This is a genomic window from Mesorhizobium sp. WSM4307 (genome assembly GCF_007003945.1).
Taxonomy (GTDB): domain Bacteria; phylum Pseudomonadota; class Alphaproteobacteria; order Rhizobiales; family Rhizobiaceae; genus Mesorhizobium.
In genome coordinates this window covers 463,881-487,889 of sequence record NZ_VFTB01000003.1, presented here as the reverse complement: position 1 = coordinate 487,889, position 24,009 = coordinate 463,881, and the positions used below count along the sequence as shown (strand labels likewise).

The following is a 24,009-nucleotide window of genomic DNA, read 5'->3' as shown; positions in this document are numbered from 1 at the left end:
AAGGGAACCTGCGCTGGACGAGTTCCCTTTTGCCGCTATCGCTGTCGACGGATCGGCCTGGCGGCGACCGCCTACTCCGTCCTGATGCGCATTTCCACGCGCCGGTTGACCGGATCGTAAGGATTGGCGACACGCGGGTGCGACTTGCCAAGGCCGATTGCTTCAAGCCTAGCAGGTTCTACGCCGTTCGCTTCGAGGAAAGCCGCCACCGACTGGGCCCTCCGCTGCGACAGGTCCTGGTTGTAGCGATCCGGGCCGGTTGCATCGGTATGACCTTCAACGACAAAGCTGAACGTGCTCAGCCGATTGTCCTTCAGCGCCTTGGCGAACTCGTCGAGTTCGGTACGCGCCGTCTGGTCGAGTTGCGCGGAATCAAGGGCGAAATTGATCATCATGTCGAGACCGGTCTTTTGTGCAGCCGAGCCAGTCTTCTCGGCCTTGCTCTTGCACTCTTCCTCCGTGCCGACGCAGATGCCGCGCGCGGCACCCAGATTGCCGGGCTGTCCGGCGAAGAACTTGACGATGTCTTCCGATTTCTGAAGCGGATCGGCAAAGACGTGCGTTGCAAGAAGCATGGCCGCCAATGCCAAGGCTGAACTGCCCCATCGCATGACCGTCACTCCTGTCCAAGAGGATTTCGCTGGCGCATCATATCAAATCGGCAAGCGATTGTCTGTGAACAAACGCATGCCGCCCTGGTCGCCGCCTGCCAACGACTGACGCTTGACCGGCGCGCGGCCACAGGCTTGAGTGCTGTTCTGGTGGTTCTTGGGGTGTGGCAGCCATGGCCAATGAACTCGGATACAGAACGGCACGGGATCTGTTTCTCGCTTGTCCCGCCATCGCCAGGGACATGAAGTCGCTGGCCACCGGCCAGCCGCCGCTTGATTTTTGCCGAGCCTTGCTTGCCGGGCGCGTGCCGGAAGAAGCAGTCACGTTCTGTGCCTACCTGCTGCCCGAGCGAGCCGCCGTCTGGTGGGGACATGAATGCCTGAGCAATCTCGCCGAGCTCCTCGCGGACCGGGATCTCGAATTGCTGGCGCTTGTCCACGACCGCGTCGGCGAACCCGATAATCCCCACCATCAAGCAGTCTTGAGCAATTCCCTGGACCTGCCGCCGGCGACGCCGGCCGCCTGGATCGCTCTGGCAGCGGTATGGCGCGATCCGACCCTCGACATGGTGTCGACCGGATTTCCTGCCGCCCATGCCGTGAATGCCGGAATTCTGGCCGGGCTGGCCCGCGCCTCGCTGGCGGACCGGTTTTCCGTGCTTTCGGCCTTTGTCGAAATGGGCATCCAGATGGCGGAGATGGCGGCGTAACGGCATTCGCCGATCGCTGCCCGTCATCGCTGGTATCAGGCCGGCATTATTGGCAGCCGCCTTGCGCCCATCTGGCCAACGCGACCTTGAAGCGGGTACCGAGCGGATGCTGCAGGCGCAGGACCGAGACGTCGTTGGCGGCGAAATTTTTCGCCTGCTCGCAAAGCCGGACCTCATTCCACTCATGGCAGTTGTTGCAGTGCTTGCCTTGCCAGACCGATTTGTCGAGGCCTTCCACCGGACTGAAAAGCGGTTCGCTCTTGATAAGTTGGGCGATGCTCTTGCCGTCGATCGCCGGGTCGCCGAACTTCACGGGACGATCGAAAAGGATAGGACCGTCTGTAGCCAGCTTCGGGATTTTCGCACGCAGCGTATCAAGCGCAAGCTGGTCGGCATTCTGGCCTGGCGAAGCGCCGGTGTTGCGCGTGTCGGATCCGGCTTCAGATTTCGGGGGGCTCGCCTCGCCGACGATCAGCGGCGCCTTGAGATCGACCTTGTGCAGGACGACCTCGGTGGTCAAGGAAACATTGATCCAGGGGCGTTGCTTGCCGGCGGTCGCCTTGAAGACGTCGCTGGTCACCCTGTTCATCGCTTCGGTGATGGAGACATTGGATTCCCCAATGTGCTGAAGCAATGCCGTCGTGAAGGGCGAGTGATCGCCGGACCCGTCATAGGCGAGCTGGTTGGGACTGGCGGCAAAGGCGACGAGCGTTCCGGCGCCGCCATTCTCGATCGGAATTTCCGCAAGGCCGCTGCTTGCACCCTTGACGCCGGCGGTCTTTGCCAGCACCTCGGCCAAAGGATTGTCCCGGCATGCGTCCAAAAACACCAGCCTTATGCTGGTCTCGCGAGACATCTGACGCAAAATGAAATCGACCGACACGGCCTCGAAGTCGAGCGAGGTCTCGTCCTCGAGCGCGGCATCCACCGGAAGCAGATAGTTCTTGCCTGAAACCTGCAGGCCATGGCCGGCATAGAAGAAAAGCGCCACATCGGCGCCGCGCACCTGCTTGGCGAACTGGGCGACCGTGGCCTGCGTCTGCTGCTTGGTGAGGTCGAAGCCGGATATCACCTCGAAACCAAGGTTCTGCAGGCGATCGGCCATCGCTTGGGCATCGCGTGCAGGATTGGCGAGCGGCGCTGCGTGCTGATATTGCGAGTTGCCGAGCACCAGCGCGATACGGCGCTCGGCACTGGCGGCCGTCGAGGTCAAAAGCAGGACAAGGGCGACAAGGCCGGCGCCGCGAAGCAAGACGGCGCAAAAGGCCATTGTACGGGAACCCACCCCGACCTCAGTTCGCGAGCTTCGTGGCGGAGAACTCGATCCGCCGGTTGAGCGCCTTGTTCTTCGGCGTGTCGTTGGCGGCAACCGGGCTCTCCTCGCCATGGCCGGCGGCAGTGATCTGCTGACGCGGCACGCCACCGGCGACCAACGCATCGGCAACCGCCTGCGCGCGCCGTTCGGAGAGCGCCTTGTTGGCCTCGGGCGAGCCGTCCGAGTCCGTGTAGCCGGAGACCTCCACCTTCAAGGTCGGGCATTTGCCGACGACACCTTCGACTTCGGTGAGCAGCGGACGGCTCTTGGCATCGAGCCGGGCGCTGGCCGGACGAAAGTAGATGGCGCCGGTGCGCGACAACACGGCAAACCGGTTGAGGCACTCCTCGTCGCTGAAATTGGCCTTCGCCGCGTCGGTGGCCACGGGACCGACATCGGCGGTGCCGGCAGCGACCGTCTGCACCGCGGCCGGCTTGCTGCCTTCGGCGACGAAGACGAAGTCGAAGGACACCGAGGCGGTGGGCACGATGTTCGTCACATTGGCGGCCTGCTGCAGCTTGTCGACGTTCGGCAGCAGGCCGAAATCCTCGACATGCACCGCGACGGGAGCCTCTGACGCGACAGAAACCTGAGTGTCGCTGATCATGGTTACGACGACGCTCGCCTCCAGATCCTTGTCGACGCCGTGCAGGCTCAGCCGGAACGGCAAGCTTGCCTTGATCCGGCGTTTGGCCGGCAAGTCGGCAAAGGCCGCCGGGTCCACCTTCGCCGTCAGCTCGGCCGTCGGATACTTGAATGTTTCGAAGAACAGGAAGCGCATGCGCACATTGCGCAGGTCGACGCCGGTGTCGACGGAATTGAGATCGAAGCTGACCTTGGCGTCACCCGCAGCGCTGAGCGTGCCGGTGATATTCCTGATCTTGTTGGTCTCGACGATCGTGTTCTTCTTGACCGACTGATAGGTGAGCACCGAGGCGTCAGGATCGAGCGTCCAGTTCGGCGCGGCGTTGGCGGCGTGCGGTTCGAAGACCAGCAAGCCCAGCAGCGCGGCAAGGACCAAACCAAAGGCTCCGGCCTTCGCTCGCACTTTTCGACAGAATGCGACGACTTCGAACATGGAACGCCCCCGCCAGGACAACCTATCTCGATACCGCAGGAGATGGCAGCATAGAGCACTTGCCCTTGCTTGGCGAGCGGTTCGAGTCGGCCTCGGCACGTAACGTCAACCTGCCATGCGCGGGCGGAATTGCCTTCTATCGAGCGCTCATCCTCCCCAACCGCTGCCTCCACCGCCGCTGCCCCCGGTGCCTCCGCTACCGCCGCTGCCCCCGGTGCCGCCGCTACCCCCAGTGCCGCTACCGCCGCTACCCCCGGTGCCGCTACCGCCGCTACCGCTGCTGCCCCCGGTGCCCCCGCTACCGCTGCCGCCGCCCTTCCGGCTAAAGACGTTTGGCGCGGTCGTCGTGCGAACGACTTTCGTCTTGTGCATCGTCGTCGGGGTCGGCTCGACCCTCGGCGTCACGGTCGTGCACCCCGCGACAACCAGGGCGCCGGATAGGATCGATGCGACAATTGCCTGTTTCAATGCACAGCCCACCACATTGCCTCCTCGTTGATCAGAACAAGTCCCGACGCGGGTTGGCTTGTTCCCAGACCGCCCTGGCCGTCTTGACCAGTTGATCGTCCAACGAGCCGTCCGCCGAAATCTTCGATTTGAGGGTCCCACGCATCTGCTTCAGAGCCGCCGTCTTGGCCTTGGCTCCGAACTTCGCCAGCGTGTTCCTGGCATCGGGAATTTCGTTGCGAAGATCGAGCGCGGCGGCGAAAGCAAGGTAGCGTACCGCCACGGCCTGGTCCGCCTTCTCGCCTCTCTGCATCTCAAGGGCCGCGCGATCATACGCAGCCGACTGATCGCCACGGTCGGTCGCCAACTCGAACAACCTTTGCGCTTCTGCAAGATCCTGCTGCACGCCGACACCGTCCCTGTACATGCGCGCAAGGCTGCCGGGAGCATAGGGCTGGCCGAGATCCATGGATTTGTGGAAGAGCGAGAGTGCTGTCTTCGGGTCCTTCTCGACTCCCCTGCCGGCAAGATAATTGCGGCCGAGCAGATTCATCGAATACATGTCCTGCCGCGCGACGCCAGATTTGAGGAAGGCCACGGCGCGAGCTGGATCGGCAGGCACACCATTACGGCCTTCCGTGAAGATCGCTGCGAGATCGTTCATTGCATAGGTGTGCCCCATCGCCGCCGCCTTGAGCAGCAGGTCCAGCCCCTTGGTGGTGTCACGCTCCACGCCATAGCCGTTGAACAAGGCGCGGCCCCACGAGGTCATCCCATAGGGATCGCCCTTGTCGGACGCCGCGGAGTAGAAGGTATTGGCCTGCTTGCGATTGACGGGCATTCCCGTTCCCGTCGCGTTGAGGTAGCCAAGCTCGAACACGGCGCGAACGTGCCCCTTGTCGGCAGCCTCCTGGATTGCCTTCTTGGCCTCGTCCACCTTGCCGACTGCAAGCAAAGCCCGACCGAGTTCGTAGCGGAAGCGAGCGACGTCCGGATAGGCTTTCATCGCCGCCCTGCAGACGTCCACGGCGTTGCTGCTGATCTCGTTCGGCAACAGGCCGGGGACGACGCCCTGCAGGTCAAGTGGCTCACCGGCCTCCCTGTCGCAAGGCTCGACGCTGGGCGACAGCTTCATCGTCGCCGGCTTTGGCGAGGTGTTGTCAGCCCTGATTTCGAAGCCGACTATCAGTGGTTTGACGGCGCCGATCTGGGGTTCGTAGCGCAAGCGGTCGACTTCATCGGCCATCAGGTTCGAATCCGGAGACAAGGTCCGATCCGGCAGGGACAGCGTCCCGGTTGCCGGATAGCTCGCAAGTTTCAGGCTGACCGCCGGATCCTTGGTCGGGAAATCCAGCTTCAACGGAACTGGGCCGACACCGACTGGAACCTGGACGTCACGGTTTTCGATGGCTTCGGCGGCGCCGGCAATGTGAATGCCGCGTTCCACCGCTTGCTGTTTCTGCTCGGACTCGAGCGAGGCCACGAGTTGCTTGCCCTCGTCCCCCTCACCATTCCTGACCCGGAAGACAAGGATGCCTTGGGATTCGCCACCCCAATCATCGCGTGTGGCATAGGCCAGCATGTCGACTTCTTCCTGGATGCCGGCCCCCTTGGGCACGTCCATCTGCAAGCGCGGGAGATCCTTGCCGGCGATCGGCTCACCCGCCGCAACCGGCTTGCCGTCCAAAATCAGACGCCCCAGCGCCGGCGGTCTCTCGATGGTGACGGTGACCGAGCCGCCATCGACATCCAGCGGCTCCGGCAGGTCGAGCGCGACAGGGCCGACGCCGGACGGCACGACCTTTTCCAACACCGGCGGCAGTGCTGGCCGGCTGGCGCGACGCATGAGGACGACCTCGTCGATCAGCGATGAGTTTTCCCAAGGCACCTGCTTACCGGCCGTAGCTTCGACCACATCCCGGCGGACGGCGGCCATGACCGCGCGTATCTCCTGGTTCGGCGCCAGTGCGCGACGGGAGAAGGCGGAGGAAAAAGGACTGAGGTCGCCACTTCCGTCATAAGCGACGGCACCGGGCTCGGTGGCGAAGGCAATAAGCGTATTCAGCGAACTTTTCACCTGCGCAAGGCCGGTGTCGCCGGCAGTGATCAGTTGGTCTCGCAACCAATAGTCCTTGCGCGGAAACGGATTGTTGCGGCAGGCGTCGAGGATGATCACCTGGATCTTCGATTTCGCTCGCAACTGCTGCAGCACATCATCGAGCTTGATGGCCTGGACCTCAATGTCGGCCGCGTTCTTGAGCGATGCATCGACCGGGATCAGGAAATTTTCACCGCCGATCTGAAAGCCATGGCCGGAATAGTACACGATCGCCAGATCGGCGCCGTCCGCCGCCGCGAGGTAGTTGCGGAACTGCTTTTCGAATTCGATCTTGGTGAGGTCCTTGGCGACGAACACATCGAATCCGGCCAGCCGGAAGGTGTTCGACACGTCCGCGGCATCCTTGTCCGGATTCTTGAGGGCCGGAATTTCGCGGTATTCGGAATTGCCGATGACAAGGGCAACCCTTCGATCGGCACAAGCCTGGAACGCCGTGAAGCTCGCGAGGATCAGGGCCGCAACGAACGCACAACATCGCAGCATGGCTCATCCTCAACTGCTAATGACCTGTCGGCTGCAAGACACGGCTTGCGACACCTGGTCTGTTAAAGACTTCACGATCTGCCGAAACGGCAGGGCCGCACCCACGATGGATGCCGCACCTAACCACTTGCTAAAATACCCCAGTGGCGTGGGTACCGCAATAACCCGGGATAAAGGACCTGGAGGGGTGTCGGCACGATCCAGTCTTCGACGAGCTTTGTCGATCGCGAACAGGCCCCCATGGAACCGTGTGGCGGCCGTCACGCGCATCGGGACGACTTGGCGAAAACCATCCCGGACAGTCTTATCTGGTCGGGTGCCATCGGCGGCGCTCCTCGGCTCGCTGGTGAAGCTGGATCATCGCTCCAAAGCGTTTCGCGCGCATGTCACCCGGCACATCGGTGTGTTTCAATTCGATTACACGTTACGCCGAGTTGTTTTCGGTTCCGTTCCACGAACAGGCCCGGCATCATTGCAGAACCTGATGGGCGCATCACCCGGGCCTCCTGGTTCATCCCCATTATCGAATGTTGGCCACCTAGGTTCCTCCAACAGAAGGAACCGCTGAAACTATTTTTTGTGCTGTCAGAGTTTTTGCCTGGCCTTCCGTGAAGGTCTGAGGCGATGCGGAGCGCGCCTCCTCGTCCCCACGCTTATGCTTCACACGGTCGATCTGCCCCGGCTTGACCCATTGTGCGGCCGGCCGCACGAAATCTGCCCCTGCCGTTGGAACATTAGAGATCGATAACGGTTCTTTCGCTTATACCGCTGTGTGGTGTCGGCTGAAGGTCGCTTGAGCAACCCGAGCGGCTCGCGCCCATGATCTCTTAGCCGCGAGCTCTCAGACGTCGAGCTGAAGACCCTAGGTCGAAGACGACAGGCTGCGGACGCCGCTGAAAGCTAAGAACAGGAGCTAATCATGAAACATCAGACACTTGAGGAACTGCAGTCGATCGCCGACATCAATCCGAAGGCGCCGGCTCTGCCGATGACCAGAAAGCAACGGATCGAACGGTGGGCAGAACTGCTCGAAATGAATCCGTCGCGCTGCCTGACCGCGCTCACCGGTACCGAGCGTCTTAACTCCGGGCTCCGCGAAGAGGCACGGGCAACCGGGTCGCCGATCACGGTTGCCTTCGATGATTCATTGCTGCGTGCATCGGGCCTGAAATCGGACACTTACGGCGAAGCCAAGCGCTTCTTCGAACTGTCCGACTGGCAGTTGCACGACATCGTCTGCAGTTGCCATGCCGGTGCCACGATGCGGGCCGACTGGGCGGCCGGCAGAGTGCGCAGGGTGCTCGGAGGCAGCAAGGTTCTTGCATGGCTGAGAAGTATAATGGTGCACGGTTGAGCGCCAGACGCTAGGTCAGCGAAGACGCCGCGCCGCCTCGGCTGCAAAATTGCCAGCTGGCGAGGCGGCGCTCGCTGGCCTGCGGGGTTTTGCGGAGCATGTCCTGGAGTGGGGGCCGGCGACTTGGCCTTGCTGCGTCATGGAAACAGGTACTGGCGGGGTGCATCGATGGTCAGGCTCCTTCTCCTCGTGGCTGCGGCGCTTGCCCTCACTTGCGGCGGGACAGCGGCGGCCAAGCTGGACCTCGCCACTGTCAATCAAGCGCAATTCTCAGCCGAAGGATCGAAAGGCTTCAGCCCGGTTATCCTGAAAGCGCAGATACTTTTGGATCGCGCCCGCTTCTCGCCAGGCTTGATCGAGGGCCGCTTCTCGGAGAACGTCGCAAAGGCCATCAGGGCCTTTCAGACTGCGAACGGATTGCCCTCCGATGGGAAGCTCACGCTGGAGACCTGGGACAGGCTGACGGCAACCTCCACCAACCCGGTTGTGGTGAGCTACGAGCTGACGCGCAAGGATCTAAGCGGACCCTTTACCAAGCGCATTCCGGCGCGCATGGAGAGGATGGCCCACCTGCGGAGGCTCGGCTATCACAACGTCACGGAGAAGCTCGCCGAGCGCTTCCACATAAGTGAGCAATTGCTCAGGAGGCTCAATCCGGGCATCGGCTTCAGGAAGGTCGGCACTAAGTTGCTGGTTCCGGATGTAGACCGGGGTGATCCTCCCGCCACAATTGCCGGCATCGAGGTCGACAAGGGCGCACGCCTGGTGCGCGTTCTTGATCCTTCCGGTAAATGGCTCGCAGTCTTTCCCGCATCCATAGGCAGCGCCGAGAAGCCGGCGCCGAGTGGCGAGGCGCAGGTCAAGCGCGTCGTGCGCAATCCCACCTATCACTACGATCCGCACTTCGCTTTCAAGGGGGTCAAAGCCAAGCGGCCGTTCACGATTGCGGCCGGACCGAACAATCCCGTGGGATCGGTCTGGATCGATCTCTCCATCGAGAGCTACGGTATTCACGGCACGCCCGAACCGGGCAAGATCGGCGCGACCTTCTCGCATGGCTGCATCAGGCTGACCAACTGGGATGCCGAGGACCTCGCCTCCATGGTGCAAAAAGGCACGAAAGTCAGCTTCAAGGACGAGATGGCGAACGCAGGCGGCGGGTAGAAGGCGAAGTCCAGCTCGGCCTTCTCGCGTCGTCCTTTGGCCTGGCAACAGCGCGGGCGACGCGCCGTAAACGAAACGCCGCTTCCGGCGTCGGAAGGCATTCGCCGCCGCGGGCGGCGCTCACGGGTGAATGAGCCGGCCGCATTTTCAGAATTATGATCAATCGTCGAGGCGCGTCGGAACCTTTCGTCCGCGATGCACTTCATTTGCATGTCCCAGAAGGTTGAACCCCCAATCCTGCCAGAGGACAGCCCCGATCGGGAGGTCAACTGCGAGGTCGCATTGGAGCCCGCATTCGAGGAACTGGTCGCTTCGTCACAAGCCCGCGGATGGACAGCCCAGGAGACGGCAATAACCCTCCTGAAAATCGCAAAAGCGCATGCGGCCCAGCTTGAGGCCGTCGTAGACACAGACGGCTTTTGGAGGCAGGGCAGGTCGATCTCGTTGGATGCAGCAGCAGACGTCTTTCGCGAGGCGATGCGGCAGACCCTCAGGCAGTACTCACTTTGGTATTTGGTCGAGGGCGCGATGCTGGTCGCAGCCGGAATTCTGGCAGTGACCTTTCCGATGATCTCGTCGATTGCCGTGGTGAACTTGCTCGGCTGGGTGCTGATCGTCAGCGGAGGCCTACAAGGCATAAGCCTGATCGGCGCGGGCCACGTGCCTCATTTCTGGCTGCAACTCATCTCCGTCATCCTTGCTGTGCTGATTGGTCTTCTCTTTCTGCGCCATCCTGGAAACGGACTGCTGACCATCACCTTGCTGCTGATCGTCTTCTTCATGATCGAGGGCATCGCGAAGGTAGTTTTCGCCCTCACCATCCGCCCCTTCCCCAACTGGGGCTGGGTCCTGGGGAGTGGGATGATCGGGATTCTTCTTTCCGTGACGCTGTGGGTCAGGATCCCCGTGACAGCCGTATGGCTGATCGGACTGCTGTTGGGGATAGAATTGATTGGTGTTGGCGCCGCGATTGCTTACCTGGCCTGGCATGTGCGGAAGAGTTGAACGCTTACGGGCTTGGCTGGTCCCAACATCTGTGAAACGTCCAGATCGGGATTTTTCTTGCTGTTGCCGGCCGCGAGACTGCAGAAGTAGCCGCTGGCCAGCACCCCAGCTATCCTGGCAAAACTCACAAATGCCTGCGCCTGTTTGGTTGTCATTTGCTCGGTGATTGCGGCGGTCGCTCTTGACGCGGCGGAAATCGATTCCCAACTCATCTTTGTCGGTCGCCGTGCAAGGGGCCGACGTGTCAGGGAGCGCCAGGCTTCTTGGCGTTCCCTCGTATCTATGTTGCTCCAAGGAGGATGTAGCTATGAGAACGAACGTGGACTTTTCCCCCTTCTATCGGTCGAGCATCGGCTTTGACCGCATCTTCAACCTGCTCGAAAACGCCAGTTCGCCACAGAATGCGGACAACTGGCCGCCTTACGATATCGCCAAGCTCGGCGAAGACACCTACCGAATTGTCCTAGCGGTGGCCGGTTTCGGTGAAAACGAGCTTATGATCACGCATCAGCCGAATATGCTGGTGATCGAGGGCGCCAAGACAGAGAACGAGGAGGTCCAGTACCTCCATCATGGCCTGGCGCTGAGGCCGTTCGCGCGCCAATTCGAACTGGCCGACCATGTAACCATAGTCGGGGCGAAACTCGAAAACGGTCTGCTGATCATCGACCTCAAGAAGGAAATTCCCGAGGAGATGAAGCCGCGCCGCATCGCGATTAATGTCGAGACCGACAAAAAGGCGGCCTCCAAGCGCATTGAAAGCGCGGCGGCCTGATCTTTGGCGGTCGGCCTGCAGAAGACACCCCGTCCTGTCGTGGGTGGGATCCGGGTGCGACCCATAAAACGAAAAGGAGAAGGACAAATGAGCGTACGGAACTTGATTCCCTGGAGCCGTGGCGGCAGCCAGGCACCGAGCATTTATCGCGGTGACGACATGGATCCGTTCCTGTCGTTGCACCGCAATGTCAACCGGCTATTCGACGAGGTGTTCCGCGGTTTTGACACACCTTCGGTTCTGGGCCGCGTGCCCCCTCTCAACGGGACTTGGCCAAGCGTGGAGTTCTCGGAAACCGATAAGGAAATCCGGGTGACGGCCGAAATCCCGGGCCTCGATGAGAATGACATCGAGGTCATGCTGGATGATGGTGTCCTGACGCTTCGCGGCGAGAAGAAGGCAGAGACCGAGGACAAGGATCGCCAGTTCAGCGAACGCTATTATGGGCGCTTTGAGCGGCGCTTCAGTCTCGGCCGTGAGGTTGAAGATGACAAGGTCGCGGCCGCGTTCAAGAATGGTGTGCTCACCGTGACACTGCCAAAGACCACAAAGGCGCAGGCAAACGCCAAGCGCATTGCGATCAATGGCAGCAAATGACTGTCGCGAAGGAGTGCCGGGGCTCGACTAGCCCCGGCACTCGCAGATAGCGAGATGGTCAAATGACGTCCATTGAATGCCCATCTGCTTCGGGGGTATTTCGACCGGAAGGAAAAGGATAACCATGACACGCCAAGACGTTGTCTCGGTCCTCGGGCCTGTAGACGACGTGACAATTGCGGAGATCATCGCGTCCGGTGCCTCGCTCGAGGAATTGAGAGAGGCGTGGGCCTGGGCCTTTGGTGACGAGGCGCCGATGAGCCAGGGGCGACCGCTGCCGGGAACACGGGTGGCAGCGCTAATCGACCTGATCGAGCCCGATGACGAAGGCGACGTGGCAGATCCGGCCTAGGCGCATCCGGGCATCGGTAGTTGATCAGAGATGCATGGATCGCCACGCTATTCCAGCGATTCCAAGCGCGCCGTTTAAGGTCCGAGGATGCTTGCGGACTTGGGCGGCCTCGCCCGACAACGGCGTGTCGTTGGCATGACAGTTCGCGAGGCCGTCGCTGCAAGTGTCTTGCCAGCTTCGAGCCCTTGTTCCTGAAAGACTGCGAAGACGACCATTGGCCGACGTGTAGGCGGCCCACGAGAAGGAGGGGGGGCGACCTGCACTAGCCTGTCAGTTCATTTGCAAGCAGCCAGGTCCTTCAATGCCTTGTCGGCATTGGCCTTGCTTGTATACGTCTTATTGCCGGCATCGGTCAGTTTGTGCCGTCCGGTTTTTTTGGTCACCACCTCACTCTTCTTGGTCGCCGCATCCTTGGCTACCCAGTACTCCTCCTCCCCATGGCACTAGTGACGCGTCGACCGATGCGGCGGCGGTACGACCTGCCGCCGCAAGCGAAATCAACCGTCAATTTCTGTAGGATGGTCTGCAGCGCTAATCTTAGGCCCTGTCATCCAAGGCGGCGCCACGGGAATATCCTCAATGACACCGACCCTGCGTGCCCAAGTCGTGAATGTCTTGTGTGCCGCATCGACGGACTTTCGACCATCATATGCCGAGTAGCAAGTGTCACTCGCCGCTGTGTGAAGCAGGCCGCGCCTTTCGAGGGGCCATTCCTCAAGAAACTCTATCGCATCCATGACACAAGCGATCCTTCTGAGAGCGAAGCCATCGTCTCGTACGAAGATCGTCTGTTTGAACATTCCATCTTCCATGTGACCTCCCTTCAAACTGCGTGACAACCGATCCTGCCTCGCCTGCGTGTGGCAAGGATCTCAGTTCCGGCAAGTCGACGAGCTTGGGCGAATACCATAGCAAACAGGGCAGAGTTCGACTTGAGATCCGCCAAGCCGCCGCCGGACATAGTGCCGGACATAGTAAAGAGATTGGAGACACCTCTTTTAGGTTCAAGGGGTGTTGGCAACCAGACAGCCAGAACCTTCTTTAAAGCACCGTGACAACAACAAAGGGCGTCTCTCCTGTCGCGCGTTCAGGCGTTAAGTCTTTGCGGGCGTTCTCGAGCCTGCCATTCCTCGCGGTCACAGCCTATCTCGGCGAGACTGTCGTCCAGTCGGCGAAGTGCATCCATCACGGCGTCGAACGTCACCGGGCTAGCAGCGCCCGGTGGCTTTCGCAGCGCAGGCATGGAGTCGACGGCGCAAGCATCAGAAGCCCATGAGGCAAGAATGGCGCGCTTTTCCTGAATGTCGAGCGTGCGGTCGCCCACCACCTCATTGGGGTGACTAAAGTGCCGCGTCGGAAACAGCAGGCGGTCAAGCGAAGGATCAGAGGCCTCAGGGGCGATCGAGGGGATGTTTTTCGGGAAAGTTCGTTCCATCGATAGTCTCCACTTCCTAACAAATCTCCTTGGCATCGGTTTTGCGCTCGAGCCCCTTTTTCAGGACTCCAGCGCCGAAAAATTTCGTAGAGTCCCTGCGGAATTTCAAGATCTGAAAGTCGCGCGTCCTAGCGAAAATAGCTGCATGAATTCATGTCACTAGCGCTCTTGTATGCAGAGTGCCAAAATTTTTCCAGCGACCCCTTGAAACTCGAAAATTCCAAAACTAGCTCGATATCCGCGCGATGCCTGAAAAAGGGTCGTGGCGCCCCGCACCGGCCCGATATTGCCGGTCCGGTGTGGAGGAACCTCAAAAATCTGTTTGTCCCGAAGGAGAACGATATGACGTTCCGTCCATTGCATGATCGTGTCCTGGTCCGCCGCATCGAAGCCGAGGAGAAGACGGCCGGCGGCGTCATCATCCCCGATACCGCCAAGGAGAAGCCGCAGGAGGGCGAGGTGATTGCCATCGGCCCGGGCGCCCGCGACGAGAGCGGCAAGCTCACGCCGCTCGACGTCAAGATCGGCGACCGCATCCTGTTCGGCAAGTGGTCCGGCACGGAGATCAAGCTCAACGGCGAGGATCTGCTCATCATCAAGGAAACCGATGTGATGGGCGTGATCGACCGGGCCGCGACGATCAAGAAAGCCGCCTGATCGATGCTTCAGCGCCACAGCAACCCAGTCAATGAAGCTGCCTATTGAAGGAATGATCCAATGGCTGCCAAGGAAGTGAAATTCCATTCCGACGCCCGTGAGCGCATGCTGCGCGGCGTCAACATCCTCGCCGATGCGGTGAAGGTGACGCTCGGCCCCAAGGGCCGCAACGTCGTCATCGACAAGTCGTTCGGCGCTCCACGCATCACCAAGGACGGCGTCACCGTCGCCAAGGAGATCGAGCTCGAGGACAAGTTCGAGAACATGGGCGCCCAGATGGTGCGCGAGGTCGCCTCGAAGACCAGCGACCTTGCCGGCGACGGCACCACCACTGCAACGGTGCTTGCCCAGGCGATCGTCAAGGAAGGTGCGAAGGCCGTCGCCTCGGGGATGAACCCGATGGACCTGAAGCGCGGCATCGATAAAGCCGTGGAAGCGATTGTTCAGGAGTTGAAGACCAACGCCCGCAAGGTGACCAGGAATGACGAGATCGCCCAGGTCGGCACCATCTCGGCCAATGGCGACGCCGAGATCGGCCGCTTCCTGGCCGAAGCGATGCAGAAGGTCGGCAACGAAGGCGTCATCACCGTCGAGGAAGCCAAGACCGCCGAGACCGAACTCGAAATCGTAGAGGGCATGCAATTCGATCGCGGCTATCTCAGCCCGTACTTCATCACCAATCAGGACAAGATGCGCGTCGAACTCGAAGAGCCCTATGTGCTGATCCACGAGAAGAAGCTGTCCAATCTGCAGGCACTGCTTCCGGTGCTGGAAGCCGTCGTTCAATCGTCCAAACCGCTGCTGATCATCGCCGAGGATGTCGAGGGCGAGGCATTGGCCACCCTGGTCGTCAACAAGCTGCGAGGTGGGCTGAAGGTCGCCGCCGTCAAGGCGCCCGGCTTCGGCGACCGCCGCAAGGCGATGCTGGAAGACATCGCCATTCTGACCGGCGGCACGGCCATCAGCGAGGATCTCGGCATCAAGCTGGAGAACGTCACGCTGGAGATGCTCGGCCGCGCCAAGAAGGTGGTGATCGAGAAAGAGAACACCACCATCGTCGACGGCGCCGGCTCGAGGAGCGAGATCCAGGGTCGCGTCAGCCAGATCAAGGCGCAAATCGAGGAAACGACCTCCGACTACGACAGGGAAAAGCTGCAGGAGCGGCTGGCCAAGCTCGCCGGCGGTGTCGCCGTCATCCGCGTCGGCGGCTCGACGGAGGTCGAGGTCAAGGAGCGCAAGGACCGTGTCGACGATGCCATGCATGCGACGCGCGCTGCGGTCGAGGAAGGCGTGTTGCCGGGTGGCGGCGTGGCGCTTCTGCGTGCGGCCAAGGCACTGGACAGGGTGCCGGCCGAGAATGAAGACCAGAAGCATGGTATCGAGATCGTGCGCCGCGCGATTGAAGCGCCAGTGCGCCAGATCGCTGAGAACGCCGGCGCGGAAGGCTCGATCATCGTCGGCAAGTTGCGTGAGAAACCGGAGTTCGGCTGGGGCTGGAACGCACAGACCAACGCGTTCGGCGACCTCTACAACGAGGGCGTCATCGATCCGGTGAAGGTGGTGCGAACCGCACTCCAGGATGCGGCATCGGTTGCCGGCCTGCTAGTAACGACGGAAGCGATGGTTGCCGAGAAGCCGAAGAAGGAACCCGCCGTTCCGGCAATGCCGGCTGGTGGCATGGACTTCTGATGGCAACGGCTGTGTCCGCGCCCGGTGGGCCCGGACACCCTGACAAATGGGTAGAGCCATGAACGTGATGAACTTGAACGTAATCCCGCCGCCGGCGCGTGCGGCCACCGATCTGAACTACGAAGCAGACCTGAAGGTTGCGCTTGACCCGATACTGGTCGACTTGCTCGACAGAGCGGAGGCCGCGGGTTGGGACCGGCGCAAAGCAGCATACACGGTGATGTTTCTGGCCGCGCGGAATCTTACCGACAGCAAAGGTCCTCCTGGAAACGGGAGTTCGGCAGGCTAAGGCGCGACGCCCGCAATCTATCGCGCACGCGCCATGGGAAAGGCTTCCGATCGATTGAGCTAATCGCGTGAAACGGAGGAAAATATGGAACACAATCAATTTCAGCATCCCGTGAGGGTGCTGGTGGGTCTTGGGTTTCCGACCGACATTCAAAGCGTAAAAGACGCCTTCGTCCTGTTGGATGAATGGCCGCCATCGAAGCGAAACTCTGCTCATGGCGTCGCGCTCAATGCCTGTCGGGCAGCCCTCGCCGGCGAGGTGGATGCCGAAACCGCTCGCAGCACATTTGTTGCCTTCGCCCGCCGCATGGATTTGCTTGTACAGGCCGCAGGCGACATCGTCGCGGCCGAGGCAGTTGGCGCTTTCGGAGCGGCTTCGAGAGGCCCCTACAACAAGTCGATGTAATCGGTCTGCGGGAGCGCACAAAGCTATGAGGGATATTCGATTTTCCGAACCAGTGAGACTGCGCGTGAGACCCTCGAGGGAGCGGGTGGTTGCCAGCAGTTGGGAAGCACTTGAGTGCCTTTATGACCAATGGCCGGAATGGGCGAGAGGACCAAGCTATCGAGCTGCCCGCCGCACTTGCCGCGACGCCTTGGACGGATGGCGGGCTCCGCAACAAGCAAGACGGGCATTTTTGAAGGCGGCCCGTCGTGCAGGTTTGATCCAGGTCTCATAGTGAGCCCGGCGCTGAGGTAAGTCTTTGCTTTGCGAGCGACGCAATCTGACCGATTGCACGCCTCCGTCGGATCTGCAAGGAGCGGATATGACCCGGCGGCCCAGGTCGGAACCAGCCTGCACGTCGTTGTCGCCGCCTATCGCAAGCATCGTTCCCAAGCCTTTAGAAAACGGCGAGTCATGAGCTGACGAGTGCCATCATTTGCCGGACAGGACTGACGAAACGGCCCCCAAAATCATTTCGCCTACAACTTATGGACTTACGCGATAGCGCTCAATTCAAACTGGAAGAATTGAGCGTGTATGGGGCAGAAATGCACGTTGCACCGACCGCGATCACCGGACTTCACTGGGGCGAGACGTCACGGATGGTCTGCGCGAGCAAGCGGACGCTGGAAGCAATCGCGCTGTCGGGAATTCGGCCGTAGCCGATGAACAAGCGCCGTGGCCCGGCCGCGGTTTGAGAATATCGTCCGAGCGCTTCGGTCGCCACGCCCCGTTTTCGCAGAAGCGCGACGATGTCGGCCTCACCGGCTCGACCAATGGTCGCGGGCAGTCGCACCGTTACGTGGAGACCCGCTGCCGCGCCCTCAACCTCGACGTCCGGGAGTTCGTCCCTCAAGCAGCTCAGCAGACTGTTGCGGCGATCACGGTAGATACGGCGCATCTTCCGCAAGTGCCGATCATAGGCGCCTGACTGCAGAAGGTGCGCAAGTGCGTCCTGATCGATGCGCGGAGGTCCTTCGCTCCAGCGCCGCAGCTCGCGGTTCATCGGTGCGATCAGCTGCGGCGGAACCACGAGCCAGCCGAGGCGCAGCGCCGGCGCCAGTGTCTTGCTTGCGGTGCCTGCATAGACGACCCGATCGGCAGCGAGGCCCTGTAGTGCCCCGACCGGCGCCTGATCGTAGCGGAACTCCGCATCATAGTCGTCTTCAAGAATATAGCGGTCCGTTTCATGAAGCCATTTCACCAGCCGCTGTCGCCGAACCGCGCTGAGCACGCCGCCAACCGGAAACTGGTGCGACGGAGTAATCAGCGCGCCATCGGCGCCGGTCGCGATGAGCTGGTCGACGTCGATCCCATCCTCGTCCACCGGCACGGGGACCCGGAGGAGCCCGGCTTTGTCGACCGCGACCCAATCGCTGTAGCCCGGATCCTCGACCGCAACCCTGCGCGCTCCGACGGCATGCAGGACAACACAGGCCAGGGCGCGCCCTTCGGCAAAGCCGCTGGTGATGAAGATGCGTGAGGGGTCGGCGATGAGGCCGCGCACGCGGCCGAGATAATCGGCGAGCGCAGCCCGGAGGACCGAACTCCCGCGAAGGTCGCCATAGCCGAGATCGCTCGCCGGAAGGGTCTGGAGCACCTGCCTGACGGCGCTCAGCCAGGCCTTGCGCGGGAAATGCCCTACGTCCGGCATGGCCGGCCGCAGATCGTAGCGGATCACTTCATCGGCGGACCGCTGCTCTGCCGAGGCGGCGACGTTCGCCAAGCCGGCGGCGACCATCGGCCGTGCGCCCTGACGCACGGTCAGGAATCCCTCGGCGGCGAGTTGCGCATAGGCGTCGACCACAAGTGGGCGCGAGACACCCAGTTGGGCGGCGAGCGCGCGGGTCGAGGGAAGGAGGACGCCCGGGCGCAAGGCCCCGGTTCGAATTCGGGTCAGCAGGCCGCGGCGGAGCTGACTGCCGAGGGTCTCATTGATCGAGCGGTCAAGGCTGAGAGCGATGTCCGCGTTCAAACTGGTCAACTAAATTCCCCAACAACTGGCCATGTCGTCAAGACCAGTATCACGGTAAGCCGGGCCTCGTCATCTGTGAGGACAAGACCATGGCGACAACCGCAATTACCGCACCACGGGCACGAACCGCTCCTGAGCCGATTTTGACGGCTCCCATGCTGAGCATTGCAGGCGTGATGCTTTCGGCAATGAGCAGCTTCTATCTGCTTCTGTCGGCCATTCCCGCGCATGCGTCGGCTGTCGGAGGGACCAGCGGCGCAGGCGCCGCAACCGGCGCCTTGATGGCAGCCACCATCGTCGGCGAAATTGCCGCGCCACAGGTGATCAACCGCGCCGGTCGTAGGAGCGCGCTCGCGCTCGCCCTCGGCTTGCTCGGTCTAGGCTGCCTCACGGCCTTTCCTGCTTCGCTCGCGCTGCTGCTCCTCAATTGCGCGGTTCGCGGGCTCGCACTCGGCGTGCTGCTCGTCGCCGCCTCCGGTCTCTCGGCCCAGATTGCACCGCCGTCGCGGCGTGCCGAAGCCATGAGCATATCTGGGGTCGCGTCGGCGGTTCCGGCGATCGTGGCCGTTCCCCTTGGCCCTTGGGTGCTGACGAATCTCGGTGCACCGGGTACAGCCGTCTGCGCGGCGACGCTTGCCTTTGCCGCCCTTGCCGCGACCGCGCTCCTTCCTTCCGAGCGGAAGATCGAAACGCACGAGGCTCATCGCCTTCCGCCTTTGGGCGTGGCGATCGGGCCGGCAATCTCGCTCGGCTGCGGCGCGGTCCTAGTCGGTGCAACGGTCACCTTCCTTCCTCTCGCCCATCCGGAGGCGACCAGCGGGACGATCATGCTGGGCCTGCTGCTTCAGGGGTTGGGCGCAACCGTTACCCGCTGGCTTTCGGCACGGCATGTCGACAGGCACGGCACGCGCCTGCCTATGCTCGCTGGCCTCGCCGCGTGTGTCGTCGCCGCAATCGGCCTGGCGGCCACGGGCGAGGCAGAGGTGCTCTGCGGCGTGCTCTTGAGCGGGATAGCCTTCGGCGTGCTGCAAACCGCGACTCTCGCCGAGCTGCTCGCCCGCGCGGCTCCCTCTCAGGTCGATGGCGCAGGCGCACTGTGGAACGGCGCTTATGACGCGGGCCTCGGTATCGGCGGCATTGCGTTCGGCGGCCTTGCGACAGCGGTCGGGTTCAGCACGGCGTTCGTCGCGACAGCTGGCGTTTTCACGCTCGTTGCGCTCCTCCATCTCGCCACAACGAAAGGGAACCATGCATGCTGAGGCGCCAATTTCTTTCCGATATTGTCTGCGGACTTCATGACCGGCTGGATGCGATCCCTGAACTGAATCGGGCCGCAACGCGCCAGGGACGCCGGCTGATCGATGTTCGCCACAGCGACGTTCATGCGCCGGTCGCTGCCGGCGCGCTGAGGCGCCGTAGCCAATCCGTTTCGCAAAAAGGGCGGCGGGACCGGCGATGGTTGGCGCAATCGAGCATTCCTCGCCGACGGCAGGTGGACAGATTTAGACGGCGCGATGCTGATGGGCCCGCCCGTGTTTTGGCATCCAACACAAGGAGCGACTGACATGAGAAAACTACTGGTTTCGAGTTTCATCTCACTCGACGGTATCGTCGAGTCGCCGATGACCTGGGCGTCACGGTTTTTCGATGACGAGGTCAGGGCGTTTGCCCTTCGGAAGCTAGACGATGTCGAGTTCTTCCTTCTCGGCCGCAAAGCCTATGAGTACTTCGCTCCGGTTTGGCCTAACGCGACCGGAAGCGCCTACATGGATCGAATCAACGGGCTGAAGAAGCTGGTGGCGTCAACGACGCTCGACGAGGTCGGGTGGAATGCATCGCTTATCAAAGGCGATGTGGCCGAAGGACTTGCCATGCTCAAGAGGCAGGCCGGCGGGCATATCCTGAAATACGGTATCACGGAACTGGACAGAACGCTGTTGGACAACAACCTCGTCGATGAATACGACCTTTTAGTCTTGCCTACCAAGGTCGGTCAGGGCAAACGCGCTTTTGCGGACATCGATGCGGACAAAATAAACATGGAACTCGTCCGCACGCACCGCTTCGCGAATGGTGTCGTGGCGCTCACATATCGACCGCACTGACTGCCATCCGAACAGCGAAAGCTGCTATCTGTGGGCGGCGCCTAGCCTCGCCCCCAGATCCATTGGGTTGTTGCGATACCCTTGATCGCACAACCAGCCGAGCCAATACGACAGCACAGATGCAATTATGGGACGACGTTTTGGCGATCCGCATTCTGGTCGACGGCCGAGAGAATCTTCTCGAGAGATGGCGACTGTCGACGGCGCTCCTCCGGCACCCACTGAAGAAAGCCGCCGATACGCCGTTGAACCTTGGTCAGGTGACCAGCGGCGATGTCGCTCAGACGATGATCAAGAAAAGGGTTGTCGAACCTCTCAAGCGTGGTCGCTACGTATGCTGTCGCTTCCTGCTCCAGGCCCCGGGCCTTGAAGCCAGGAACGACCTCGGAACCATAGATCTCCGTCAGCAAGCTTCGATATCCATCGACTTCCAGCATTTCGCGCACCGTCAGGTTGGGTCTCAGCCCATCGGCCATCCAGTATTGTGCGAGCACCGTGTGACCGAGGTTCAAGATGGGTAGCTTCAGTCTCTCGATGCGGTCGAGATCATCGACAAGCGCGATCGCGGGGTGACGGCAAGGCAGCCTCAGCCCAGCTTGCTTTTCAATCGCCCATAGCGCGTATGGCTCCGCGACTGCCCCGACGGGCTCGATGGCCGACGAGACGATGCGGTCGACCAGCGAGTTGGCAAAGACGCAATCGTCGGCGATGAACGACAAAAGGGCGTCGGAGGCGCCGCTTCGCTTGGCCAAAGCGATCAACGCTTCCTTCAGCGTGTCGCCATTGCGCGGAACCAATTCGGTTGGAAGCACCACGACGGGCCTTGCCGACACCGCAAATCGGTGCGCGAGCAGAACGAGCAATTTTGCCGGATATCCCGCCGGCGCCGGGCCGCGGGCGTGGGTGAGGTTGACGACGAGATCGGATGGAATGGTGAGGCCCGCCTCCGTCGTGTTCGAAACAACGAATTCCGCTTGTTCCGCAAACAGCGTGGTCAACCGCGACCAGTCAAGTTCGGCATCAAGCGCGCGCCGTATGCTCTTCACGCGGATTTCATGCTCGACGCGGTGGCCCTTCTTCAGCCCGCGGATGACAACCGGGTAGCCCTCATCGCGGGCGAGCCCCTGCAAACGGGCTCGGCCGCTCGCCGAGCCGCTGATCGCGACCACCGTGATGGGTCCGACCGCATCGCCTGCCGACAGCGCCTCGTGCACGAAGAGCGCTGCGTGCGCCTGCAGAAAGCGGCTCGTGCCAAACTGGAAAATGGGCGTGACGATTTCGTTGGTCAACGATCTTCCTCGTTCTCTAGACGCTTGGTGAGGGTACGCATCGGCCGCCGGTCCAAATATGATCCGTCGGCTGCGGGTCCGACAATCCGCGTTTGCTTTAAGTCAGCCAAGTTCCGCCACGCCGATAACGGCCTTGATCAGGCCGGATTTCTGCCGAGCCCAGATCGCGATATCCCGGGGGCTGTCATGCAGGGTGGTGCGGTGGGTGACGAGTTGGTCGATTGGTATTTTTCCGGCGTGGATCGTGGCGATGACGTGCTGGAAGTCGGCGTGCGTCGCGTTGCGACTGCCGATCAGAATCATTTCGCGCTTGTGGAATTCGGGATCGGAGAAGCTAACCTCGTCCTTGATGACGCTGACCAATATCATGGCGCCGCCATGGGCCACGTAGCTGAATGCGGCTTGGATCGAGGCCTTGCTGCCGCTCGCGTCGAAAACGAGGTCAAAACCGTCACCATCGGTTCGCTCCCGCACCAGCTCGACAGGCGAGGCCGATGCATTGTCGATGACAGGAAAACCGAGTTGGCGTTCGGCGAAGTCGAGCCGCTCTCTGCTCATGTCCATGATCGTCACCGCCTGGCCTGCAAGACGGGCAAACAATGCCGTACCCAATCCAATCGGCCCAGCGCCGATGACCAGCGTACGGACGCCAGCAGCAAGCTTGGAGCGCCTCACCGCGTGGGCGCCGATCGCCAGAAATTCCACGGCTGCCGCGTCAACGGCTGAGAGTCCTGCAGCCGGGTAAAGGTTGCCGGCAGGCACCAACAATTGTTCACACATGCCACCGTCGCGATGAACGCCCAACACTTCTATCGACACGCAGCAATTGGGCTTGTCGTGACGGCACGCAATGCATTTGCCGCAGGCGAAATAGGGATTTACGACGACCCGTTCTCCGGCCTCGATGGCGACGCCTTGACCAACCGCCTCCACGGTGCCGGAGAGTTCATGCCCCATGATCCGCGGATAGGCCAGGTAGGGGTGCTTGCCTTCAAAGATATGGTAGTCGGTGCCACAGATGCCGACATGGCTGATGTTGATCAATGCCCATCCGGCTTCCGGCCGCCCCGGCGCCGGGCGATGTTCGAAGATCAATTCGCCGGGCTTTCGGCATACGAGCGCTTTCATTCGGGCATCTTCCTGAAATGTTCCAAAAAAAGACCCGGCGGTTGGGGTAGCCGCCGGGCCGAGGTGTGAGTGCCTATTCGAAGTCCTTGACGTTCTTCAGCGTCACGAGCCCGGCGCCGGTATCCACATTTGCCTCCACAGCTTCCCCACGGATCGCCTTGACGACAGTGTCGATGCCCAGCTCGCCCATCTTTGCCGGAAATTGTGCAACACTGGCATCTTCCGCGCCCGACTTGATGGCTTCGATCTCACCGCAGCAGGCGTCGAAGCCGACCAGGATGATCTTGTCGTTGGCAATGCCCGCATTGCTGATCGATTTGACGGCTCCCGGGATTGGCGGGCCGCAGGCCGAGTAGATCGCCTTGAGGTCGGGATTGGCGGTCAGGATGTCTTCGGTCACTGACGTTCCAAGTTCGAGCGTGCAATTGGTTGCGCCCTTGCCAACCACCTCGACCTTGACGTCGCCAAGGCCCTCCATCATCCCGGTGACCCGGTCGTCCAGCGCCGGCACACCTGGGACGCCTTGCAGAATGCCGATCTTGTCGCCGCTCTTGAGCACGGTCTTCAGGTACTCTCCGGCGATCTTGCCGCCGTTGAGATTGTTGGTCGAGACCAGTGCGGTCTGGCCCTTCCAGTTTGGGATGCTGTTGTCGACGAGAACCACCTTGATGCCTGCAGCGACGGCCTTGTCGAGCGCCGGTGCAACGGTCGGATCGACCGGAGTGATCGCCAGACCCTTGACGCCTTGCGTGATCATGGACTCGATCAGAGCGATCTGACCCTCAATGTCGGTTGCTGCCTGGCCCTGGCCGGTGACCAGTTCGATCTCGGGATGGGCGGCCGCGTATTTCTTGGCGGCGTCCTCCATGGTCGAGTAGAACGGCACCGGGAACTTCGTAATCAGGCCGACCTTGATCTTGTCGGCGGCAGAAGCGGGCATCGCAAACGCAATGGCGATCGCCAGCCCGGCGAACAGTTTTCGGTTCAT

25 protein-coding genes are annotated in these 24,009 nt (G+C 61.5%); 15 read left to right on the top strand and 10 right to left on the bottom strand.

Features of this window, described 5'->3' with window-relative positions:
• Nucleotides 1–71: 71 nt before the first annotated feature.
• Nucleotides 72–575: an OmpA family protein gene (locus tag FJV83_RS09375; RefSeq protein WP_095789815.1), complete on the bottom strand. Its 504-nt coding sequence runs from the start codon at nt 573–575 to the stop codon at nt 72–74.
• Here FJV83_RS09375 and FJV83_RS36385 point away from each other — a divergent pair.
• Complete coding sequence (locus FJV83_RS36385; RefSeq protein WP_179296064.1) at nt 574–720, top strand: hypothetical protein; 147 nt, start codon at nt 574–576, stop codon at nt 718–720. The genes FJV83_RS09375 and FJV83_RS36385 overlap by 2 nt on opposite strands.
• A 64-nt stretch (nt 721–784) precedes the next feature.
• A complete protein-coding gene (locus tag FJV83_RS09370; protein WP_245437831.1) occupies nt 785–1,321 on the top strand; it encodes a hypothetical protein in 537 nt (178 codons plus the stop codon).
• 46 nt (nt 1,322–1,367) lie between these two features.
• Here the strand turns inward: FJV83_RS09370 and FJV83_RS09365 are convergent, their stop codons facing one another.
• The 3 genes from FJV83_RS09365 to FJV83_RS09350 form a co-directional block, all read right to left on the bottom strand.
• Entirely contained in the window at nt 1,368–2,591 is a 1,224-nt protein-coding gene (locus FJV83_RS09365; protein ID WP_095775036.1) for a caspase domain-containing protein, read from the bottom strand.
• A gap of 22 nt (nt 2,592–2,613) precedes the next feature.
• Nucleotides 2,614–3,657 (bottom strand): OmpA family protein, encoded by a 1,044-nt coding sequence (locus FJV83_RS09360; protein ID WP_246691837.1) that lies wholly within the window; start codon nt 3,655–3,657, stop codon nt 2,614–2,616.
• Between the two features lie 556 nt (nt 3,658–4,213).
• Complete coding sequence (locus tag FJV83_RS09350; RefSeq protein WP_142887192.1) at nt 4,214–6,763, bottom strand: caspase family protein; 2,550 nt, start codon at nt 6,761–6,763, stop codon at nt 4,214–4,216.
• 919 nt (nt 6,764–7,682) lie between these two features.
• Between FJV83_RS09350 and FJV83_RS09345 the strand changes: the two genes are divergently transcribed.
• From FJV83_RS09345 to FJV83_RS09320, 6 genes are all read left to right on the top strand, one after another.
• Nucleotides 7,683–8,117, top strand: a complete 435-nt coding sequence (locus FJV83_RS09345) for a hypothetical protein (RefSeq protein ID WP_095789812.1) — start codon at nt 7,683–7,685, stop codon at nt 8,115–8,117.
• 123 nt (nt 8,118–8,240) lie between these two features.
• Nucleotides 8,241–9,281, top strand: a complete 1,041-nt coding sequence (locus tag FJV83_RS09340) for a L,D-transpeptidase (protein ID WP_348645173.1) — start codon at nt 8,241–8,243, stop codon at nt 9,279–9,281.
• Nucleotides 9,282–9,491: 210 nt separating this feature from the next.
• Nucleotides 9,492–10,286, top strand: a complete 795-nt coding sequence (locus tag FJV83_RS09335) for an HdeD family acid-resistance protein (RefSeq protein ID WP_245438126.1) — start codon at nt 9,492–9,494, stop codon at nt 10,284–10,286.
• 307 nt (nt 10,287–10,593) lie between these two features.
• The gene (locus FJV83_RS09330) at nt 10,594–11,061 is read left to right on the top strand and encodes an Hsp20 family protein (RefSeq protein ID WP_095775928.1); all 468 of its coding nucleotides are present in this window, start codon (nt 10,594–10,596) and stop codon (nt 11,059–11,061) included.
• Nucleotides 11,062–11,148: 87 nt separating this feature from the next.
• Nucleotides 11,149–11,658 carry an Hsp20/alpha crystallin family protein gene (locus FJV83_RS09325; protein ID WP_095775929.1) on the top strand — a complete coding sequence of 170 codons (510 nt, stop codon included), beginning with the start codon at nt 11,149–11,151 and terminating at the stop codon, nt 11,656–11,658.
• Nucleotides 11,659–11,776: 118 nt separating this feature from the next.
• A complete protein-coding gene (locus tag FJV83_RS09320) occupies nt 11,777–12,010 on the top strand; it encodes a hypothetical protein (RefSeq protein ID WP_179296579.1) in 234 nt (77 codons plus the stop codon).
• Between the two features lie 497 nt (nt 12,011–12,507).
• On the opposite strand, the gene FJV83_RS09315 is transcribed toward FJV83_RS09320, so the two are convergent.
• Together FJV83_RS09315 and FJV83_RS09310 are read right to left on the bottom strand one after the other, a co-directional pair.
• Nucleotides 12,508–12,810 carry a DUF982 domain-containing protein gene (locus tag FJV83_RS09315; RefSeq protein WP_281408865.1) on the bottom strand — a complete coding sequence of 101 codons (303 nt, stop codon included), beginning with the start codon at nt 12,808–12,810 and terminating at the stop codon, nt 12,508–12,510.
• A 287-nt stretch (nt 12,811–13,097) separates the two neighbouring features.
• On the bottom strand, nt 13,098–13,445 hold the full coding sequence (locus FJV83_RS09310) for a hypothetical protein (RefSeq protein WP_142887194.1): 348 nt from the start codon (nt 13,443–13,445) through the stop codon (nt 13,098–13,100).
• A gap of 342 nt (nt 13,446–13,787) precedes the next feature.
• Between FJV83_RS09310 and FJV83_RS09305 the strand changes: the two genes are divergently transcribed.
• From FJV83_RS09305 to FJV83_RS09285, 5 genes are all read left to right on the top strand, one after another.
• The gene (locus tag FJV83_RS09305; protein WP_095775977.1) at nt 13,788–14,102 is read left to right on the top strand and encodes a co-chaperone GroES; all 315 of its coding nucleotides are present in this window, start codon (nt 13,788–13,790) and stop codon (nt 14,100–14,102) included.
• Nucleotides 14,103–14,162: 60 nt separating this feature from the next.
• A complete protein-coding gene (groL, locus tag FJV83_RS09300) occupies nt 14,163–15,791 on the top strand; it encodes a chaperonin GroEL (protein ID WP_142887195.1) in 1,629 nt (542 codons plus the stop codon).
• Between the two features lie 58 nt (nt 15,792–15,849).
• Nucleotides 15,850–16,080 (top strand): hypothetical protein, encoded by a 231-nt coding sequence (locus FJV83_RS09295; protein WP_095775933.1) that lies wholly within the window; start codon nt 15,850–15,852, stop codon nt 16,078–16,080.
• Between the two features lie 84 nt (nt 16,081–16,164).
• Nucleotides 16,165–16,485 (top strand): DUF982 domain-containing protein, encoded by a 321-nt coding sequence (locus FJV83_RS09290; RefSeq protein ID WP_095775934.1) that lies wholly within the window; start codon nt 16,165–16,167, stop codon nt 16,483–16,485.
• A 25-nt stretch (nt 16,486–16,510) separates the two neighbouring features.
• Nucleotides 16,511–16,759, top strand: coding sequence for a DUF982 domain-containing protein (locus FJV83_RS09285; protein ID WP_142887196.1), 249 nt, complete (start codon nt 16,511–16,513; stop codon nt 16,757–16,759).
• 345 nt (nt 16,760–17,104) lie between these two features.
• Here the strand turns inward: FJV83_RS09285 and FJV83_RS09280 are convergent, their stop codons facing one another.
• Nucleotides 17,105–18,508 carry a PLP-dependent aminotransferase family protein gene (locus FJV83_RS09280; RefSeq protein WP_142887197.1) on the bottom strand — a complete coding sequence of 468 codons (1,404 nt, stop codon included), beginning with the start codon at nt 18,506–18,508 and terminating at the stop codon, nt 17,105–17,107.
• Between the two features lie 80 nt (nt 18,509–18,588).
• Between FJV83_RS09280 and FJV83_RS09275 the strand changes: the two genes are divergently transcribed.
• Together FJV83_RS09275 and FJV83_RS09265 are read left to right on the top strand one after the other, a co-directional pair.
• Nucleotides 18,589–19,758, top strand: coding sequence for an MFS transporter (locus FJV83_RS09275; RefSeq protein WP_142887198.1), 1,170 nt, complete (start codon nt 18,589–18,591; stop codon nt 19,756–19,758).
• Nucleotides 19,759–20,064: 306 nt separating this feature from the next.
• Nucleotides 20,065–20,604, top strand: a complete 540-nt coding sequence (locus FJV83_RS09265; protein ID WP_095775938.1) for a dihydrofolate reductase family protein — start codon at nt 20,065–20,067, stop codon at nt 20,602–20,604.
• A gap of 125 nt (nt 20,605–20,729) precedes the next feature.
• Here the strand turns inward: FJV83_RS09265 and FJV83_RS09260 are convergent, their stop codons facing one another.
• The 3 genes from FJV83_RS09260 to FJV83_RS09250 all read right to left on the bottom strand — a co-directional run bounded on the left by FJV83_RS09260 (nt 20,730) and on the right by FJV83_RS09250 (nt 24,009).
• Nucleotides 20,730–21,893 (bottom strand): mannitol dehydrogenase family protein, encoded by a 1,164-nt coding sequence (locus FJV83_RS09260; protein WP_246691836.1) that lies wholly within the window; start codon nt 21,891–21,893, stop codon nt 20,730–20,732.
• A gap of 102 nt (nt 21,894–21,995) precedes the next feature.
• Nucleotides 21,996–23,021 carry a zinc-binding alcohol dehydrogenase family protein gene (locus FJV83_RS09255; protein WP_142876651.1) on the bottom strand — a complete coding sequence of 342 codons (1,026 nt, stop codon included), beginning with the start codon at nt 23,019–23,021 and terminating at the stop codon, nt 21,996–21,998.
• A gap of 73 nt (nt 23,022–23,094) precedes the next feature.
• Entirely contained in the window at nt 23,095–24,009 is a 915-nt protein-coding gene (locus FJV83_RS09250; protein ID WP_095793312.1) for a sugar ABC transporter substrate-binding protein, read from the bottom strand.

Bases quoted from the DNA above. Each gene is read 5' to 3' on its own strand.
- FJV83_RS36385 (WP_179296064.1), top strand. From the start codon at position 574: ATGGCCGCCAATGCCAAGGCTGAACTGCCCCATCGCATGACCGTCACT.
- FJV83_RS09375 (WP_095789815.1), bottom strand. From the start codon at position 575: ATGCTTCTTGCAACGCACGTCTTTGCCGATCCGCTTCAGAAATCGGAA.
- FJV83_RS09370 (WP_245437831.1), top strand. From the start codon at position 785: ATGGCCAATGAACTCGGATACAGAACGGCACGGGATCTGTTTCTCGCT.
- FJV83_RS09365 (WP_095775036.1), bottom strand. From the start codon at position 2,591: ATGGCCTTTTGCGCCGTCTTGCTTCGCGGCGCCGGCCTTGTCGCCCTT.
- FJV83_RS09350 (WP_142887192.1), bottom strand. From the start codon at position 6,763: ATGCTGCGATGTTGTGCGTTCGTTGCGGCCCTGATCCTCGCGAGCTTC.
- FJV83_RS09345 (WP_095789812.1), top strand. From the start codon at position 7,683: ATGAAACATCAGACACTTGAGGAACTGCAGTCGATCGCCGACATCAAT.
- FJV83_RS09335 (WP_245438126.1), top strand. From the start codon at position 9,492: ATGTCCCAGAAGGTTGAACCCCCAATCCTGCCAGAGGACAGCCCCGAT.
- FJV83_RS09330 (WP_095775928.1), top strand. From the start codon at position 10,594: ATGAGAACGAACGTGGACTTTTCCCCCTTCTATCGGTCGAGCATCGGC.
- FJV83_RS09325 (WP_095775929.1), top strand. From the start codon at position 11,149: ATGAGCGTACGGAACTTGATTCCCTGGAGCCGTGGCGGCAGCCAGGCA.
- FJV83_RS09315 (WP_281408865.1), bottom strand. From the start codon at position 12,810: ATGTTCAAACAGACGATCTTCGTACGAGACGATGGCTTCGCTCTCAGA.
- FJV83_RS09310 (WP_142887194.1), bottom strand. From the start codon at position 13,445: ATGGAACGAACTTTCCCGAAAAACATCCCCTCGATCGCCCCTGAGGCC.
- FJV83_RS09305 (WP_095775977.1), top strand. From the start codon at position 13,788: ATGACGTTCCGTCCATTGCATGATCGTGTCCTGGTCCGCCGCATCGAA.
- groL (WP_142887195.1), top strand. From the start codon at position 14,163: ATGGCTGCCAAGGAAGTGAAATTCCATTCCGACGCCCGTGAGCGCATG.
- FJV83_RS09295 (WP_095775933.1), top strand. From the start codon at position 15,850: ATGAACGTGATGAACTTGAACGTAATCCCGCCGCCGGCGCGTGCGGCC.
- FJV83_RS09290 (WP_095775934.1), top strand. From the start codon at position 16,165: ATGGAACACAATCAATTTCAGCATCCCGTGAGGGTGCTGGTGGGTCTT.
- FJV83_RS09285 (WP_142887196.1), top strand. From the start codon at position 16,511: ATGAGGGATATTCGATTTTCCGAACCAGTGAGACTGCGCGTGAGACCC.
- FJV83_RS09275 (WP_142887198.1), top strand. From the start codon at position 18,589: ATGGCGACAACCGCAATTACCGCACCACGGGCACGAACCGCTCCTGAG.
- FJV83_RS09265 (WP_095775938.1), top strand. From the start codon at position 20,065: ATGAGAAAACTACTGGTTTCGAGTTTCATCTCACTCGACGGTATCGTC.
- FJV83_RS09255 (WP_142876651.1), bottom strand. From the start codon at position 23,021: ATGAAAGCGCTCGTATGCCGAAAGCCCGGCGAATTGATCTTCGAACAT.
- FJV83_RS09250 (WP_095793312.1), bottom strand. From the start codon at position 24,009: ATGAACCGAAAACTGTTCGCCGGGCTGGCGATCGCCATTGCGTTTGCG.